Here is a 14,946-nt window from a genome sequence, read left to right as displayed (position 1 = left end):
TCAAATAGTAAATAATAAGTGAGCTAAAAGTTGCTTAACGTAAGCAAAGAAGAAAAAAATTAATCAGGTGAGGAGCAGGCCATGAAAACAGTACGCAGCGAAAAAGATTCGATGGGTGCGATCGATGTCCCGGCAGATAAGCTGTGGGGCGCACAAACTCAACGCTCGCTGGAGCATTTCCGCATTTCGACGGAGAAAATGCCAACCTCACTGATTCATGCGCTGGCGCTAACCAAGCGCGCAGCGGCAAAAGTTAATGAAGATTTAGGCTTGCTGTCTGAAGAGAAAGCGAGCGCCATTCGTCAGGCGGCGGATGAAGTGCTGGCGGGGCTGCATGATGATGAATTCCCACTGGCAATCTGGCAGACCGGTTCCGGCACGCAAAGCAATATGAACATGAACGAAGTGCTGGCCAATCGAGCGAGCGAACTGCTCGGCGGTGTGCGCGGGATGGAACGTAAAGTTCACCCTAACGACGATGTGAACAAAAGCCAGAGTTCCAATGATGTCTTTCCAACAGCAATGCACGTTGCGGCGATGCTGGCGCTGCGTAAGCAACTCATTCCACAACTTAAAACCCTGACACAAACTCTGAATGAGAAATCCCGCGCGTATGCTGATATCGTCAAAATTGGTCGTACCCACTTGCAGGACGCTACGCCGCTGACCTTGGGGCAGGAGATTTCCGGCTGGGTAGCAATGCTTGAGCATAATCTCAAACATATCGAATACAGCCTGCCTCACGTGGGGGAACTGGCTCTGGGCGGTACAGCTGTGGGTACTGGACTAAACACCCATCCGGAATATGCCCGTCGCGTGGCGGACGAGCTTTCGGTCATTACCTGTGCGCCGTTTGTTACTGCACCGAACAAATTTGAAGCACTGGCGACCTGTGATGCGCTGGTTCAGGCGCACGGTGCGTTAAAAGGATTGGCGGCGTCACTGATGAAAATTGCCAATGACGTCCGCTGGCTGGCTTCTGGTCCACGTTGCGGCATTGGCGAAATCTCAATCCCGGAAAACGAGCCTGGCAGTTCAATCATGCCGGGAAAAGTGAACCCAACGCAGTGTGAAGCGTTAACCATGCTTTGCTGCCAGGTGATGGGGAATGACGTGGCAATCAACATCGGCGGCGCTTCTGGTAACTTCGAACTGAACGTCTTCCGTCCGATGGTGATCCACAATTTCCTGCAATCGGTACGCTTGCTGGCAGATGGCATGGAAAGTTTTAACAAACACTGCGCGGTGGGAATAGAGCCGAATCGTGAGCGTATCAACCAATTACTCAATGAATCGCTGATGCTGGTGACCGCGCTAAACACCCATATTGGCTATGACAAAGCTGCGGAGATCGCCAAAAAAGCGCACAAAGAAGGGCTGACCTTAAAAGCTGCCGCCCTTGCGCTGGGTTATCTTAGCGAAGCCGAGTTTGATAGCTGGGTACGACCAGAACAGATGGTCGGCAGTATGAAAGCAGGGCGTTAATCTGCAACATACAGGTGCAGCCGGGGAATGATCAAACGAAGCGGCTGTGCCTGCGGTTTAAAACGATGCTGAACATTGTCGGCATCGTAATTTAACAGCTCACCAACGTCTGGCATGCCTGCGCCATTATCCCTATTAATCAGCGCGATAAGCGGTGTCGGGCAGGCGTGCTGAACTTGTTTTTGATCCCCCTTGTACCAGACACGGGCAATTGGCTGAACTTTCACCGGACGTTTGATTTTTAACTTCGCATCCTGTGGCAGGGCGGCAATATCCTGATACTCGCGTTCCAGTTTTCCCTGCCACTCCTCGCGCGTCCACGGTGCAACGCTACGTGGCGATTTCAGGCTCTTTTCCAACTGCGCCAGCACCTCATCACGATGCAAATTTTTAATGATATGTTTATTCGCCCAGCCAAAACGTAAAGTGGCGGGGTCGTGCAGAACGGTGAGCGTGCGATAAGCGTTAAGGGTAATCAGCCCCGGCAAATGACGATGTACCCATTCAAAACGCGCTGCCGTAGGCAGTTCTGACTCAACCGTGACGATATGCTCGAAAGTGGTTTTAAGTTGATTGATGCGCTGTATATGACTTGCCAGCGCCGTTTGTGAAAGATTATCGACCTGATAGCACAACACGCCAGGCAGACGAACAGCCGCCTTGCTGCTGCGATTTTCGGACTGTTGTTGAATAAACAAATGGCGGAAATGACGCAGTGCCAGCGCCTGCGCTTCTTTCCCGAGATGTTGCTTAACCTCAATGCGATTAAGCGGATTATGCTCATCCTCCTTTTTGACCTCCGGTAACGAGAACACGCGGGCAACCAGCAACTTGTGTTGTTCAAGTTCAGCGGCAAACGCTGCCAGTTCTTGTTCCATCTGGCGAAAAGTCGTATTGAGTCGGTCAACAAGATCGTAACGGGCCATAAAATTACCACTTTAGTTACAACATACTTTATTTATAGCACATTGACGACAACTTAACCACCGTGCGTTTGGTGTCAGGCAGAAGTAAATTGCGGGATGTTGTGCCACAGTGGCCAGCTGAACGAGAAGCGGGCGCCCCCCAGTTCGCTGGTGTCACAATTGACCGTGCCGCCCATTGCCAGAGCGATGGAGTGGACAATCGCCAGCCCCAGCCCACAGCCGCCAGTTGCACGGTCCCGACTAGGATCGAGGCGAACAAAGGGTTCAAAGATATGCTCGCGATTTTCTGCCGCAATTCCCGGACCATCATCTTCAACAATCAATGTTGCTCTGTTTCCTGCCAGTAGCAGGCTGGTTTCAACGGTTGAATGGCAGTAGCGCAGGGCGTTGTTGAGTAAGTTATCCAGCACGCGCTCCATTAAGCGCATATCCAGTGCCGCGTAATTACCTGGCGTGATCGTTTTTATCCGTACCGTTTTGTCGGGGGTCACGGCCTGAATATCTTGCAGATGTGTTGACAGCCACAACGGCAGGTCTGGTTCGCTAAAATGCAGTTCATTTTGCGGGCGATCGAGCCGGGCATAAGTCAGCAGTTCTTCAATTAAGGCTTCCAGTTGACTGATATCGCGATTTAAGGCCTGGGACTCGGTGGCGTTCAGGTTGTCGCTCATCTCCAGCCGATAACGCAGGCGCACTAATGGTGTTCGCAGTTCATGGGCAATGCCATCAATAAGCTGCTTTTTACTGGCAATCAACGCGTTGATATTGTCCGCCATCTGGTTAAACGCCACGCCAAGTCGTTCAAAGCTTGAACCATCATCAAAGTGAATACGCTCATTGAGATGCCCATCGCCGAATCGTTGCGCCGCCGCTTCCAGTTTTAACATGTCTTTCCAGTGCGGACGCATCCAGATAAACACCGGAAAGGCGAGGGAGATGGCAATAAAGGCGATCAGCACGATATCCAGCAAACGCATTTGATGGAGGAAATAAAGATAAGGAACGGGACCCACGGCGAGAACGTAGTGGCTGCGCGGGATACGCTGTAAAAAGGTGTACTGATCATCCAGAGCAACAATCTCTCCGCCACGCAATCGGTGCATGGCGTTATTATCGAGATGATATTTACTCAGCGGCTCGACGCGCAGATCGAAAGAGAGATTTAAATCCATCTCCTTCAACGTTTTTCCCCAGTCGTGTGGAGGGATCTCGCGTAATTCGCTACGCATCAGATACAGCGAACTGTTCATCAAATCATCCAGCGACTGTTTGCCTGCACGTTCGGCGGTAAATTTGTACACCAGGCCAACCAGTAGAGACATCACCAGAAAGCAGACAAACAGCAAAAGATAAAACTGGATAAACAGTTTTTTCATCGTTTATTCCCACGCATGAGGCGCAAAAAGATAGCCTTTGTTACGCACGGTTTTAATGCGGTAGGGTTCGGCAGCGTTATCGAGCAGTTTTTTTCGTAACCGCGAAATAGCTACATCCACGCTACGATCCAGCCCGTCATAACTGACGCCGCGTAAATTCTTCAGCAGCGCATCGCGGTCCATAATTTGTCCGGCATGGGTGGCTAGTTCCCATAACAATTCAAAATCAGCCGTCGAGAGTGAAATCTCATGGCTAGCAAGTGTCACTACGCGGTTGATGGGGTCGATAGTTAACGTACCGAAATGCAATGGTTTGTAAGGTGTCAGAGATGTTTCCTGAATACCTTTGGTCAGCGTCGCTTGTTCGTTCTGACGCAAATGTAAACGTAAACGCGCCAACAGAACAGCGGGGGGCGTTGTTTTGAGAATATAGTCGCAGGCGCCCATTTCCAGCGCCAGAATGTGGTTCATATCGCTATCGAGAGAGGTCAGCAGAACAATCGGCCCGGACCATTTTGCGCGTAAATCGCGGCAGATGGACATTCCGTCTTTGCCAGGCAGCATGATATCAAGCAGCACCAGATCCGGATTTTCCCGCAGAATTGTCTCTTCGGCATGGTCGCCGCGCGGTTCCACGGTAACCTGCATATCATGCTTTGCCAGGTACGCGGCAATCAGTGAACCAACTTCAGTGTCATCTTCCACAAATACGATAGTGTTCATATTATTCACGGCAGATATAAAAACGTCACAATACACCGCGCTGATTTTACTTACTATCAATCGTTTCTAAACAAGGTTGCATCGGGTATTCTACAGATGGTTTGTTATGGAAGTGTTAAGGTAAAACAATGGGGCTGGTAATCAAAGCCGCGCTTGGTGCGCTGGTGGTGGTGTTGATTGGTGTATTAGCAAGAACGAAAAATTACTATATCGCCGGGCTGATCCCGCTTTTTCCGACCTTTGCGCTCATCGCGCATTATATTGTTGTCAGTGAACGCGGCATTGAAGCTTTACGCGCCACAATCGTTTTCAGTATGTGGTCGATTATTCCCTATTTTGTTTATCTGGCGTCGTTGTGGTATTTCACCGGAATCATGCGCTTGCCCGCTGCTTTTGTGGGTTCTGTTGTGTGCTGGGGGTTAAGCGCATGGGGGCTAATTATTTGCTGGATGAAACTGCATTAACGCAAATGACGACCGCCATCAAGCGGGAAACTGCGTCCGGTTACAAAGCAACTGGTGAGTAAGTAATCGACAAGATCGATAACTTCTTTCTCACCAGGTGCGGTTTTCATCAGTGATTTATTCAGCGCCTGTTGGCGATATTCGGCATCATCATGCTCGTTAAACAGGATCAGCGATGGTGCAATAGAATTCACTTTCACTTCCGGTGCCAGCTTGCGGGCAAATGAACGGGTCATATTATCCAGTGCCGCTTTGCTTGCAGCATAGGCAATATGTTTGTCGCTTCCGCGCTCCACCACATAATCGGTGAAGTGAATGATATCGCTGGCGGCGTGTCCGTGACCGCGCAGTAATCTTTCCAGCGCATGGTTGAGCAGGTAAGGAGTATTAACATGGATCTGCATCATGCAGGCCAGAACATCAGTCAGTGGCATACCTGGTTTTTCTGCCATCCACGCACTGGCGTTATGCAAAATGGCACGCAGGCCGTGGGTGGTTTTTAACACTTCATCGGCAAACGCCATCACGCCGTCGTTCGTTGAAAAATCAGCCTGAATACACTGCGCACCTGCATTAACCAGTCCATCAATGGCAGGATAGTGCGTCCGATAGCTGACAATCACCGGTTGCTTTTGATTAATGAAATGCCAGGCGAGAGCGAGGCCGATACGACGGCCTCCGCCAGTGATTAATATTGGCAAGGGCTGGGTTTTCCCCATCGTTAATCTCCTTTGCAAGCAAACGATGGGACGAAAGTTATCCCACCAGCATCCAGGTAGCCGGAACTGCGGCAATTAACAGCATGCCAATCAGCACCATTTCCTGACGATTCAATACATTATCATGTGTATGCGTTTTACGCGCGTACAGGAAGACCAGTAGCCCTGGCGCATACAAAACGACGGACAACAACAGGTGCATTGGGCCTGAAGCGTATAATAACCATAAGCCATAAATGCAGGCGCCGACACCTACCGCTTTATGCAGTGGACGAGTAGCGATTTTCAACAAGAATGCGCCAACCAGGAAATAGGGCACCAGAATCATCTCTGAGGCGATGGTCAGCAACGTGTTGTAATCAGAGCCGGTCAGCCAGATCAGAACCAGACAAATTTGCACGCAGATGTTGGTCAGCCACAGCGAGGCAGACGGCGCTGCTTGTGCATTCTGGCGCGCAAAAATACGCGGGAATGCCTTATGCGTCGCTGCCAGGAAGGGGACTTCTGCCGCCATAATGGTCCAGCTTAGATACGCGCCACAAACAGAAACGATCAATCCGGCAGCGATGATAATCTCGCCCCACGGCCCCATCATTTTCACCATCAGACCGGCCATAGACGGGTTACGAATCTCAGCCAGTTCAGGACGAGCAACCACCCCCAGCGAAAGCAGGGTGACCAATAAATAAACGCCCAGTGCAGAAAGCACCGCCAGAAGCGTTGCTTTGCCAACATCATGTTTATTCCGCGCCCGTGAAGAAACAACCACCGCACCTTCCACACCAATGAATACCCACAGTGTGATCAGCATGGTGTTTTTCACCTGTTCCCATACCGGCACGCCAAGCGCAAGGCCTGTAAAGTCGAGCTTGAAGGTGTCCAGTTTGAACATCATCATCGCCAGCACAATAAACAAACCAAGCGGCAATAATTTTGCCAATGTCGCCACCAGGTTAATGCTGGCGGCGGTTTGTACGCCGCGCAGAATCAAAAAGTGAACAATCCACAATAATGCCGATGCACCGACGATCGATTGCCAGGTGTTACCATCGCCAAACAGGCGTAGTTCCGGCGTATCGGTGAAGAAACTTAATGCGGAAAAGACGATAACCAGATAAGAGACGTTGGCGATAACCGCACATAGCCAGTATCCCCACGCGGAGCAGAAGCCGATTAACTCACCAAACCCTTCCCGTGCATAGGTAAAAATACCGCCGTCAAGGTCGGGACGAATGCGTGTCAGGATCAGCATGGCAAAGGCCAGCAATAAGATGCCAGCGCCAGTAATACCCCAGCCGATGAGCAGTGCTGCCGGGCTGGCAACCGCCGCCATATTTTGCGGCAGACTGAAAACACCCGCGCCCAGCATTGAGCTTAATACCAGCGCGGTGAGTGCGCTCAGTCCCAGTTTCTTTTCCATCGATATCCAGTGTTTAAAACGTGTTCAGAAGAATAAATATTAGGGCAAAACGCATAAAAATGGTGAATGCCACTAAAGCGCGGGATTTTACGAAGAGAAGTGGCGGCATGCAATGGTTGCGGGAAAATTTGTAGCTAAAAATCTGAAAGGCGGCATAAAGCCGCCTTAATGTGATACTGAATAGTTATTTATTTATACAGGTCTGCACTGATGGTCAGGTTGTTACCACGTTCCTGCCACTGGCGGGTGATGTGGTAATACTTAGCACCTTTCTTCGCGGCACGTTTAGCAACCTGGTAGGAGACTTCGGTCATGTTGCCGTAGTTACCCGAGAACTTAATGCTATCGAACGGAACCATCATTGCTGCGGTCGCTTTGTTCAGTTCTTCTACTTTGGTGCCGTCAGGAAGCGTGACAGTGTAACGTCCGCCTTTTGAGGACTGAGTTTCAAAGAAACGACCAACTTCAGCACTTGGTGATGCAGTGGTGGCAACGCCCGGGATTTCAACTTTCTTCGCGGCTTCGCCACCTGCGGCCAGTGCCGCGCGACCAGCATCAGAATCCGCAGGGATCACATCCGGGCTCTGGACGATGCGTTTTTTAGCATCTTGTTTGTAGATGAACGCAGTAATACGCTGGTTGCCGCCCTGGTTGGCATCTATCTGGCGAACGATGTAGTAAGAGTAGGCACCTTTCGCTTTTGCTGCTTTGGTGATGGCATCGTTCACTTCCGGCTGGCTACGGAAGAAACCTTGCACGGTCACGGTGTCATACGGTTCGATCAAAACAGCCTGGTCTTTAGGCAGTTCAATAACGCCATTAAAAACGCGATTCTTATCAGCTTCTGCTTTTCCAGCATCGGCTTTATAAAGATCGGCAACCACACGCCAGTTACCGCTGTTACCGAAATCTGAAGTGTCGACAACATAAAAAGAGGCGGCGCCTTCTTTATCAGCGCGACGGGAAACGGCTTTAACCGCTTCGCCAATGGCATTAAAACGACCGGTAACCACTACACGGTCAAAAGGTTTAACCGCTGCCGCTTGCTCCGGTGTCAGTTCTGTTGCTGCGTTAACGGAAAATGCCGTAGCAGAAAGCAGTGCCGACGCCAGGAGGGTGTTCTTAAGCTTCATAAAAATAATCCTTCGCCTTGCGCAAACCAGGTACTGGTATTGTTATTAACGAGAAACGTGGCTGATTATTGCATTTAAAGTGTGTAACTGTCTGCGTGATTTTTTGATATCAGACTTCTTGATTTGATTTTAAATCTGATCGAATGAGCATCGCGCTTAAAAAATAGCCACAATAACAGAAGAATGACTGAACTGGCTGAATTGTATAAGTTAATTTAATGTTAACTGGTGGCTGGCGTCGGTGAAATCTCATGTTTTACCTGATTATCAAAGACAATTATCGCCCACTATCCTGTGTTCTACGGTGTTTATCCCGCTATCAAGGCTGAATCGTTAATATTTTGCGAGTTCACGCCGAAATACTGATTTTTGACGCTAGATCACAGGCATTATTTTCAGTACGTTATAGGCGTTTGTTACTAATTTATTTTAACGGAGTAACATTTAGCTCGTACATGAGCGGCTTGTGTATCAAAAACACAGGCAAACCATCATCAATAAAACCGATGGAAGGGAATATCATGCGAATTGGCATACCAAGAGAACGGTTAACCAATGAAACCCGTGTTGCAGCAACGCCGAAAACAGTGGAGCAGTTGCTGAAACTAGGTTTTACCGTCGCGGTAGAGAGCGGCGCAGGTCAACTGGCTAGTTTTGACGATAAAGCGTTTGTGCAAGCGGGCGCCGAAATTGTAGAAGGGAATAACGTCTGGCAGTCAGAGATCATTCTGAAGGTCAATGCGCCGTTAGATGATGAAATTGCGTTACTAAATCCGGGGACCACGCTGGTGAGCTTCATCTGGCCCGCGCAGAATCCGGAGTTAATGCAAAAACTCGCGGAGCGTAACGTAACCGTGATGGCGATGGACTCTGTACCACGTATCTCACGTGCTCAATCGCTTGATGCGTTAAGTTCGATGGCGAACATCGCTGGTTATCGCGCCATTGTTGAAGCGGCTCATGAGTTTGGGCGTTTCTTTACCGGGCAAATCACTGCAGCAGGTAAAGTGCCGCCAGCAAAAGTGATGGTGATTGGTGCGGGTGTTGCAGGTCTGGCCGCCATTGGCGCAGCAAACAGCCTCGGCGCAATTGTGCGTGCATTCGATACCCGCCCGGAAGTGAAAGAACAAGTTCAAAGTATGGGCGCGGAATTCCTCGAGCTGGATTTTAAAGAGGAAGCCGGTAGCGGCGATGGTTACGCCAAAGTGATGTCGGAAGCGTTCATCAAAGCAGAAATGGAACTCTTTGCCGCCCAGGCAAAAGAGGTCGATATCATTGTGACCACCGCGCTTATTCCAGGCAAACCAGCACCGAAACTGATTACCCGTGAAATGGTTGATTCTATGAAGTCGGGTAGTGTGATTGTCGACCTGGCAGCCCAAAACGGTGGTAACTGTGAATACACCGTGCCGGGTGAAATCTTCACCACGGAGAATGGTGTCAAAGTGATTGGCTACACCGATCTTCCTGGTCGCCTGCCGACGCAATCCTCACAGCTTTACGGCACCAACCTTGTCAATCTGCTGAAACTGTTGTGCAAAGAGAAAGACGGCAATATCACGGTTGATTTTGATGATGTGGTGATTCGAGGCGTGACCGTGATCCGTTCTGGCGAAATTACCTGGCCGGCGCCGCCGATTCAGGTTTCAGTCCAACCGCAGGCAGCACAGAAAGCGGCACCTGATGTTAAAACCGAAGAAAAATGTGCCTGCTCACCGTGGCGTAAATATGCGCTGATGGCGCTGGCAATCATCCTTTTCGGCTGGTTGGCAAGCGTAGCACCGAAAGAATTCCTCGGGCACTTTACCGTTTTCGCGCTGGCCTGCGTCGTAGGTTATTACGTGGTGTGGAATGTCTCCCACGCGTTGCATACGCCGCTGATGTCGGTTACTAACGCGATTTCAGGGATTATTGTTGTCGGAGCTCTATTGCAGATTGGCCAGGGCGGCTGGGTTAGCTTCCTTAGTTTTATCGCGGTGCTTATCGCCAGCATTAATATTTTCGGTGGCTTTACCGTGACTCAGCGCATGCTGAAAATGTTTCGCAAAAACTAAGGGGTAACATATGTCTGGAGGATTAGTTACAGCTGCATACATTGTTGCCGCGATCCTGTTTATCTTCAGTCTGGCCGGGCTTTCTAAACATGAAACGTCTCGCCGTGGTAACAACTTCGGTATCGCCGGGATGGCGATTGCGTTAATTGCAACCATCTTCGGGCCGGATACTGGCAATGTTGGCTGGATCCTGGTTGCGATGGTCATTGGTGGCGCGATTGGTATCCGTCTGGCGAAGAAAGTCGAAATGACTGAAATGCCGGAACTGGTGGCGATCCTGCATAGCTTCGTGGGGCTGGCGGCGGTGCTGGTTGGCTTTAACAGCTATCTGCATCATGACGCGGGAATGGCACCGATTCTGGCCAACATTCACCTGACGGAAGTGTTCCTTGGCATCTTTATTGGTGCGGTAACCTTTACCGGTTCGGTTGTGGCGTTCGGTAAGCTGTGCGGAAAGATTTCGTCTAAACCGTTGATGCTGCCAAACCGCCATAAAATGAACCTGGCTGCATTGGTCGTTTCCTTCCTGCTGTTGATGGTGTTTGTTCGTACCGATAGTGTTGGCTTGCAGGTGCTGGCATTGCTGATAATGACCGCTATAGCGCTGGTCTTCGGTTGGCATTTAGTGGCTTCCATCGGTGGCGCTGATATGCCAGTGGTGGTGTCGATGCTGAACTCCTACTCCGGTTGGGCGGCGGCAGCGGCGGGCTTTATGCTCAGTAACGACCTGCTGATTGTGACCGGTGCGCTGGTCGGTTCGTCGGGCGCGATTCTTTCTTACATTATGTGTAAGGCGATGAACCGTTCCTTTATCAGCGTCATTGCGGGCGGTTTCGGCACTGATGGTTCCTCTACCGGCGATGATCAGGAAGTGGGCGAGCACCGCGAAATCACCGCAGAAGAGACGGCGGAGCTGCTGAAAAACTCGCATTCAGTAATCATTACTCCAGGGTATGGCATGGCGGTAGCGCAGGCACAGTATCCGGTCGCAGAAATCACCGAGAAACTGCGTGCGCGCGGTATCAATGTGCGCTTCGGGATTCACCCGGTTGCGGGGCGTTTGCCAGGGCATATGAACGTGTTGCTGGCGGAAGCGAAAGTACCGTATGACATCGTGCTGGAAATGGACGAAATCAACGATGACTTCGCTGATACCGATACCGTACTGGTGATTGGTGCCAACGATACGGTTAACCCGGCGGCACAGGACGATCCGAAGAGCCCGATTGCTGGCATGCCTGTTCTGGAAGTGTGGAAAGCGCAGAACGTGATTGTCTTTAAACGCTCGATGAACACCGGCTATGCTGGCGTGCAAAACCCGCTGTTCTTCAAGGAGAACACCCACATGCTGTTTGGTGACGCCAAAGCCAGCGTGGATGCAATCCTCAAAGCTCTGTAACCTCAACGGCCTCTACGGAGGCCGTCACTCTTTATTGAGATCGCTTAACAGAACGGCGATGCTTTGGCCTCCCGCCGTTTGCTCAAGTGCAATTTTGACAATAATCGTCAACGGCACAGAAAGCAGCATACCTACAGGTCCTAACAACCATCCCCAAAAAATTAATGACAAAAAAACCACCAGTGTGGAAAGTCCTAACCCGCGCCCCATAATGCGTGGTTCCAGAATATTGCCGAAGACCAAATTAATCAGCAGATATCCCGCCAGTACAAGTAACGCCTCGTAGAAACCATTAAACACCAGTACCTGAGCAATAGGGGGAATTGCTGCCAGAACTGAACCAATATTGGGTATGTAATTAAGCGCAAAGGCCAGCAATCCCCAGACAAAAGCAAAGCGAACATCCAGTGCAGCGAGCATCGCCCAGGCGACCAGTCCGGTGACGATGCTGATAGCCGTTTTTAGTACCAGGTAATGCGACACACTGTCAATCGCGCGCTGTATTGCCGCCATCCCTTCAACCGGACGCGCCATCATTTGCTGGAGTTTACCGGGTAGTTGTGGAACTTCGAGCAGCATAAACAACACCGTCAGCAACAATAAAAATATTGACGACATGGCATTAGATAACTGAGTCAGTAAGTTGGTGAGCAACGTCATTGCCGAGTTCGGATCAATGTAATGAGCCAGTTGGTCAACTGAGACATCAATACCCACGCGCTGTAATAAAGGTTCCAGAGCCTGCAGCGGTTTTATGATTGAGCTGCGATACTGTGGCAAAGTGCGGGTCAGTTCATTGAGTGTTGAACCGAGATAGGCCAGCATTAACACCATCGCCATCACGATAATGGTCATCAAAATTGACACCGCAAGTACGCGCGGCACTCGCCAGCGAACCATGCGTTGTACCAGAGGATTAAGTATTACCGCGATAAATAGCGAGAGGATAAAGGGGACGATGATATCGGCGGCAAACCGGATACCGCACAGAATAATGACCAGCATTCCCAACATTATGACGATTTTTAGACCATTGAGTGTGATGATCGGCTTTGCCATGCTTATCCCCGTATATTCTTCCTTCGCTAATAATATTTTATTTTTAGCGGCGGCATTATAACGAAAATCAAACCACTCAGGTAAAGAAATGAAAATGTTTTGAGTTAATTCTTAAGCTATGATACAAATCAGACGTGTTCAACTACCGAGGACAATTATCATCCGCGATGACGAGAAGCAACACTGCGGATAATTGTAATTTTATGGACAATTTGTTCAGGACGTTATTTTCTACATTTACCCATCTTCGTACCTCATCCACTATCTTGCTCGCAGGTGAGCAGCACTGGCGCAACGCGCTTTAGTCCTTTCTTCTGCCGAAGCTTGCGCTATGCGCTGGGCTTGACCTCTTTACTTTCGCTGAATTAAGCGAATATTAAAATAATTCTCTTGCAGGAGAAGGGTAATGTATTTTTATTGGATTTTATTAGGTCTGGCTATTGCCACAGAAATTACCGGCACGTTATCTATGAAATGGGCTAGCGTCAGTGATGGAAACAGCGGGTTTATTTTAATGCTGGTGATGATTTCTCTGTCATATATACTTCTCTCTTTCGCCGTTAAAAAAATTGCGTTAGGCGTTGCCTATGCGCTGTGGGAAGGTATCGGTATTTTATTTATTACGCTGTTTAGCGTTCTGTTATTTGATGAAAGTTTATCGCTGATGAAAATTGTCGGGTTAACAACTCTGGTTGCCGGGATTGTCTTGATCAAATCGGGTACACGTAAAGTGCGTAAATCTACGCTGGAGCAGAATCATGGCTCAGTTTGAATGGATTCACGCCGCCTGGTTGGCATTGGCGATAGTGCTGGAAATTATTGCTAACGTCTTTTTGAAATTTTCTGATGGCTTTCGCCGTAAAGTCTATGGCTTGTTGTCGCTGGCGGCGGTACTTGCTGCTTTTAGTGCACTATCCCAGGCAGTGAAAGGGATTGACTTGTCAGTGGCGTATGCGCTGTGGGGTGGGTTTGGTATTGTCGCCACATTAGCAGCCGGTTGGGTCCTGTTTGGTCAGCGGTTAAACCGCAAAGGCTGGGTTGGTCTGGTCCTGTTGTTAGCCGGAATGATCATGGTGAAACTCGCCTGATGTTTATGCTGCCCGTATTTTCGGGCAGCATTTAAACGCTATTGCCGGGATAACTCTTCCAGTTTGTCGCGAAAGCCGGTAACAGAGATAGCCCGGTTATCAGCCCGCCAGCGATCCTTAGCCGCAGGCGCCGAACTTTGCACGCCAATCAACTGCCAGCCGTCATCAGTATGCAGCATTAGCGGCGAACCGCTGTCACCCGGTAGGGTATCGCACTGATGCGACATCACCGACGTTTGCGCCCAGCCAGTCACTTCGCAATTTTTATGACTGTACAACGTATCCAGGTGATCCTCGGGATAGCCTGCCTGGGTCACTTTACGACCTGCCGTTTTTAATGCGGCGGTGAGTGCTGCTTTGTCTCCCTCGAAAAGTGGTAAGGGTGTAATGCCAGAAGGCGGATTGCGCAGCACAATCAAACCAAAATCCCACGGCGCGGCAGCAGGCGGGACAATCCAGCCATCTCCATTTGCCTTTAACCGTTTACCTAATGTCGGGTCAACGCGGCCTTCAATGTTGTGGATCTCATAGCGCCATAGCCCCTTATTCGACACAAAACGCAGCGCAATTGCTTTGTCTGGTTTGCCTTTTGGCGGCGTTAATAAACAGTGCCCCGCCGTTAATGCGAGATTGGGCGCAATCAGGGTGGCCGTGCAGAGATTTCCACTGGCAGTCTCCAGTTGCCCAACCGCATCCCACGGAGATTGGGTCGTGTTAATTACTGGCACTCGATCATCATGACCAAAAAAAAGGGTGCTGACTTCATCATTAGCCGATTCAGGACTGTCAGGTTTATCTGCAAATACCAATGCAGATGTCAAACTAATTGCACCCAGTACTACAGCAATGGTTGTACGCATATCACACTCTGGTGGGTAATTATGATTATTAAAAGCAAACCCTCATAAATACTATAGCCGGGACGGGATTAAAGTGGGAGTGAAATCAGATAACTACGATCAGAAAAGATAAAAGCGAGTGGCAATCAATGCACATAAAATAAGGATGATAAGAATGAACTCAAAGCGATAACGGCCCACCATAGTACCCTCCGCTTAAGGCGGCGCTAAACGTTATCCGTCTAGCGCCGTAATTTTCAG

General features: G+C 49.8%; 15 protein-coding genes. 6 read left to right on the top strand and 9 right to left on the bottom strand.

What is annotated here, in order from left to right; genetic code table 11:
- Nucleotides 1–81: 81 nt before the first annotated feature.
- Nucleotides 82–1,485, top strand: coding sequence for a class II fumarate hydratase (fumC, locus tag FEK66_RS22245; RefSeq protein ID WP_135495319.1), 1,404 nt, complete (start codon nt 82–84; stop codon nt 1,483–1,485).
- On the opposite strand, the gene tus is transcribed toward fumC, so the two are convergent.
- The 3 genes from tus to rstA all read right to left on the bottom strand — a co-directional run bounded on the left by tus (nt 1,482) and on the right by rstA (nt 4,510).
- The gene (tus, locus tag FEK66_RS22240; protein ID WP_130219049.1) at nt 1,482–2,411 is read right to left on the bottom strand and encodes a DNA replication terminus site-binding protein; all 930 of its coding nucleotides are present in this window, start codon (nt 2,409–2,411) and stop codon (nt 1,482–1,484) included. The genes fumC and tus overlap by 4 nt on opposite strands.
- A 74-nt stretch (nt 2,412–2,485) precedes the next feature.
- Nucleotides 2,486–3,787, bottom strand: a complete 1,302-nt coding sequence (gene rstB, locus FEK66_RS22235; RefSeq protein WP_130209327.1) for a two-component system sensor histidine kinase RstB — start codon at nt 3,785–3,787, stop codon at nt 2,486–2,488.
- A 3-nt stretch (nt 3,788–3,790) separates the two neighbouring features.
- Entirely contained in the window at nt 3,791–4,510 is a 720-nt protein-coding gene (rstA, locus tag FEK66_RS22230) for a two-component system response regulator RstA (protein WP_135495318.1), read from the bottom strand.
- 128 nt (nt 4,511–4,638) lie between these two features.
- Between rstA and FEK66_RS22225 the strand changes: the two genes are divergently transcribed.
- Nucleotides 4,639–4,974, top strand: coding sequence for a GlpM family protein (locus FEK66_RS22225; RefSeq protein ID WP_135495317.1), 336 nt, complete (start codon nt 4,639–4,641; stop codon nt 4,972–4,974).
- Here FEK66_RS22225 and folM read toward each other — a convergent pair.
- The 3 genes from folM to ydgH form a co-directional block, all read right to left on the bottom strand.
- Nucleotides 4,971–5,693, bottom strand: a complete 723-nt coding sequence (gene folM / locus FEK66_RS22220; RefSeq protein WP_130209321.1) for a dihydromonapterin reductase — start codon at nt 5,691–5,693, stop codon at nt 4,971–4,973. The two genes, FEK66_RS22225 and folM, sit on opposite strands and share 4 nt — an antisense overlap.
- Before the next feature lie 37 nt (nt 5,694–5,730).
- On the bottom strand, nt 5,731–7,113 hold the full coding sequence (locus FEK66_RS22215) for an amino acid permease (protein WP_130209319.1): 1,383 nt from the start codon (nt 7,111–7,113) through the stop codon (nt 5,731–5,733).
- A 188-nt stretch (nt 7,114–7,301) separates the two neighbouring features.
- Nucleotides 7,302–8,246: a DUF1471 family protein YdgH gene (gene ydgH / locus FEK66_RS22210; RefSeq protein WP_135495316.1), complete on the bottom strand. Its 945-nt coding sequence runs from the start codon at nt 8,244–8,246 to the stop codon at nt 7,302–7,304.
- Nucleotides 8,247–8,767: 521 nt separating this feature from the next.
- Between ydgH and pntA the strand changes: the two genes are divergently transcribed.
- Together pntA and pntB are read left to right on the top strand one after the other, a co-directional pair.
- Nucleotides 8,768–10,300 carry a Re/Si-specific NAD(P)(+) transhydrogenase subunit alpha gene (gene pntA / locus FEK66_RS22205; protein ID WP_130219055.1) on the top strand — a complete coding sequence of 511 codons (1,533 nt, stop codon included), beginning with the start codon at nt 8,768–8,770 and terminating at the stop codon, nt 10,298–10,300.
- Between the two features lie 10 nt (nt 10,301–10,310).
- Nucleotides 10,311–11,699: a Re/Si-specific NAD(P)(+) transhydrogenase subunit beta gene (gene pntB, locus FEK66_RS22200; RefSeq protein ID WP_130209313.1), complete on the top strand. Its 1,389-nt coding sequence runs from the start codon at nt 10,311–10,313 to the stop codon at nt 11,697–11,699.
- Nucleotides 11,700–11,723: 24 nt separating this feature from the next.
- Here pntB and tqsA read toward each other — a convergent pair whose 3' ends face one another.
- A complete protein-coding gene (gene tqsA, locus FEK66_RS22195) occupies nt 11,724–12,758 on the bottom strand; it encodes an AI-2 transporter TqsA (RefSeq protein ID WP_130209311.1) in 1,035 nt (344 codons plus the stop codon).
- Nucleotides 12,759–13,164: 406 nt separating this feature from the next.
- Here tqsA and mdtJ point away from each other — a divergent pair, with 406 nt between their 5' ends.
- Together mdtJ and mdtI are read left to right on the top strand one after the other, a co-directional pair.
- Nucleotides 13,165–13,530 (top strand): multidrug/spermidine efflux SMR transporter subunit MdtJ, encoded by a 366-nt coding sequence (mdtJ, locus tag FEK66_RS22185; protein WP_130209307.1) that lies wholly within the window; start codon nt 13,165–13,167, stop codon nt 13,528–13,530.
- Nucleotides 13,517–13,846 carry a multidrug/spermidine efflux SMR transporter subunit MdtI gene (gene mdtI / locus FEK66_RS22180; RefSeq protein WP_130219061.1) on the top strand — a complete coding sequence of 110 codons (330 nt, stop codon included), beginning with the start codon at nt 13,517–13,519 and terminating at the stop codon, nt 13,844–13,846. Before mdtJ ends, mdtI begins: the two co-directional genes overlap by 14 nt.
- 38 nt (nt 13,847–13,884) lie before the next feature.
- On the opposite strand, the gene FEK66_RS22175 is transcribed toward mdtI, so the two are convergent.
- Nucleotides 13,885–14,706 carry a serine protease gene (locus tag FEK66_RS22175; protein ID WP_130209303.1) on the bottom strand — a complete coding sequence of 274 codons (822 nt, stop codon included), beginning with the start codon at nt 14,704–14,706 and terminating at the stop codon, nt 13,885–13,887.
- Nucleotides 14,707–14,805: 99 nt separating this feature from the next.
- Complete coding sequence (locus FEK66_RS22170) at nt 14,806–14,889, bottom strand: hypothetical protein (RefSeq protein ID WP_000233091.1); 84 nt, start codon at nt 14,887–14,889, stop codon at nt 14,806–14,808.
- Nucleotides 14,890–14,946 lie beyond the last annotated feature (57 nt).

Origin of the sequence: Escherichia sp. E1130 (assembly GCF_005781065.1) — a bacterium.
Classification (GTDB): Bacteria; Pseudomonadota; Gammaproteobacteria; order Enterobacterales; family Enterobacteriaceae; genus Escherichia.
This window is presented reverse-complemented; position numbering and strand designations above follow the sequence as displayed.

Coding starts and splice junctions, on each gene's coding strand:
- folM (WP_130209321.1), bottom strand. CDS start 5,693: ATGGGGAAAACCCAGCCCTTGCCAATATTAATCACTGGCGGAGGCCGT.
- pntA (WP_130219055.1), top strand. CDS start 8,768: ATGCGAATTGGCATACCAAGAGAACGGTTAACCAATGAAACCCGTGTT.
- fumC (WP_135495319.1), top strand. CDS start 82: ATGAAAACAGTACGCAGCGAAAAAGATTCGATGGGTGCGATCGATGTC.
- ydgH (WP_135495316.1), bottom strand. CDS start 8,246: ATGAAGCTTAAGAACACCCTCCTGGCGTCGGCACTGCTTTCTGCTACG.
- tqsA (WP_130209311.1), bottom strand. CDS start 12,758: ATGGCAAAGCCGATCATCACACTCAATGGTCTAAAAATCGTCATAATG.
- FEK66_RS22225 (WP_135495317.1), top strand. CDS start 4,639: ATGGGGCTGGTAATCAAAGCCGCGCTTGGTGCGCTGGTGGTGGTGTTG.
- mdtI (WP_130219061.1), top strand. CDS start 13,517: ATGGCTCAGTTTGAATGGATTCACGCCGCCTGGTTGGCATTGGCGATA.
- rstA (WP_135495318.1), bottom strand. CDS start 4,510: ATGAACACTATCGTATTTGTGGAAGATGACACTGAAGTTGGTTCACTG.
- FEK66_RS22170 (WP_000233091.1), bottom strand. CDS start 14,889: ATGGTGGGCCGTTATCGCTTTGAGTTCATTCTTATCATCCTTATTTTA.
- rstB (WP_130209327.1), bottom strand. CDS start 3,787: ATGAAAAAACTGTTTATCCAGTTTTATCTTTTGCTGTTTGTCTGCTTT.
- FEK66_RS22215 (WP_130209319.1), bottom strand. CDS start 7,113: ATGGAAAAGAAACTGGGACTGAGCGCACTCACCGCGCTGGTATTAAGC.
- mdtJ (WP_130209307.1), top strand. CDS start 13,165: ATGTATTTTTATTGGATTTTATTAGGTCTGGCTATTGCCACAGAAATT.
- tus (WP_130219049.1), bottom strand. CDS start 2,411: ATGGCCCGTTACGATCTTGTTGACCGACTCAATACGACTTTTCGCCAG.
- FEK66_RS22175 (WP_130209303.1), bottom strand. CDS start 14,706: ATGCGTACAACCATTGCTGTAGTACTGGGTGCAATTAGTTTGACATCT.
- pntB (WP_130209313.1), top strand. CDS start 10,311: ATGTCTGGAGGATTAGTTACAGCTGCATACATTGTTGCCGCGATCCTG.